This window comes from Falsiroseomonas tokyonensis, assembly GCF_019024325.1.
GTDB classification, from domain to species: domain Bacteria; phylum Pseudomonadota; class Alphaproteobacteria; order Acetobacterales; family Acetobacteraceae; genus Falsiroseomonas; species Falsiroseomonas tokyonensis.
Genome location: NZ_JAFNJS010000046.1, coordinates 1 through 1,246 on the forward strand (window position 1 = coordinate 1; position 1,246 = coordinate 1,246).

Genomic DNA, 1,246 nt, shown 5'->3' on the forward strand with positions numbered 1-1,246 from the left:
TGGCCTGCTGCCGGTTCGATGGACACCTGGATAAGGTTTTCACCCGATCGGAGGCCCTTGCATGGGACGAAGGACATTCAGCCGCGAGTTCAAGCTCGAGGCGGTAAAGTTGGTCAGGGATCGCGGAGTTGCGGTGGCTCAGGCTTGCCGCGACCTCGAGATCGCGGAGAGCGTGCTGCGCCGCTGGATGCGGGAGACCGAGGCTGATCCGCGACACGCCTTTCCTGGCCATGGTCAGGTAAAGCCTGAGCAGCAGGAGATCGACCGTCTCCGCCGGGAGGTCGCCAAGCTCAAGGCGGAGCGTGACATCCTAAAAAAGGCCGCGGCCTACTTCGCGAGGGATGCGACATGAAGTTCGCCTTCATCGCGAAGCACAAAGGTATCTGGCCGCTGTCCTGGCTGTGCTCGGCGCTGGGTGTGTCGCGCTCCGGCTTCCATGCCTGGCTGACCCGCAAGCCGAGCCAACGCGCCCGCGATGACGAACGGATTGGCGCCATGGCCCGCGCCAGCTTCCTGGCGAGTGACCGGACCTATGGCGCCCGCCGGGTCTGGCACGACGTCCTGGCGGACGGCGTCGACTGCGGTCTGCACAGGATCGAGCGGTTGATGCGCCAGGGCGCGCTGAGGGCCAGGCCGCGGCGACGTGGCCTGCCGCCGGACAGGGGCGAACGGGCGCCAGGCGTCGTCCCGGCCAACATCCTTGACCGCCAGTTCCATGCGGGAGCTCCGAACCAGAAGTGGGTGGCCGACTTCACCTACGTCTGGACCGCCGAGGGCTGGCTGTACGTCGCCGTTGTCATCGACCTCTTCTCACGTCGCGTCGTCGGCTGGTCGATGAGCGCCACGATGGCAGCACAGCTCGTCACCGATGCGCTGGTCATGGCGATCTGGCGTCGTGGTAAGCCGAAAGCCCTGCTGCACCATTCGGACAGGGGCAGCCAATATAGCAGCGAGGGGTTCCAGCGGCTGATGGCCGACCACGGCGTCACCTGCTCGATGAGCAGGTCGGGCAATGTGTGGGACAACGCCGCCATGGAGAGCTTCTTCTCATCGCTGAAGACCGAACGCCTTGCCCGCAAGATCTACCGGACGCGCGACGCCGCCCGGGCAGAGGTGTTCGACTACATCGAGCGGTTCTACAATCCGACGCGACGCCACTCGGCCATTGGCTATCTCAGCCCTGTGGCATTCGAGCGCTCGGCCGATTCAGGCTAAACTCGGTGTCCGTCGAACCGGCAGCAGGCCA

Annotated in this window: 1 protein-coding gene; it reads left to right on the plus strand. The window is 65.4% G+C overall.

Annotated elements, in window-relative coordinates; all coding sequences use genetic code 11:
• Positions 1–61: 61 nt before the first annotated feature.
• Positions 62–1,215, plus strand: a protein-coding gene (locus J3S20_RS29880) for an IS3 family transposase (protein WP_216840573.1) whose coding sequence is annotated in 2 segments (ribosomal slippage) — positions 62–311 and positions 311–1,215 — 1,155 coding nt in all. Because the reading frame shifts where the segments join, the coding sequence is not laid out codon by codon here.
• Positions 1,216–1,246 lie beyond the last annotated feature (31 nt).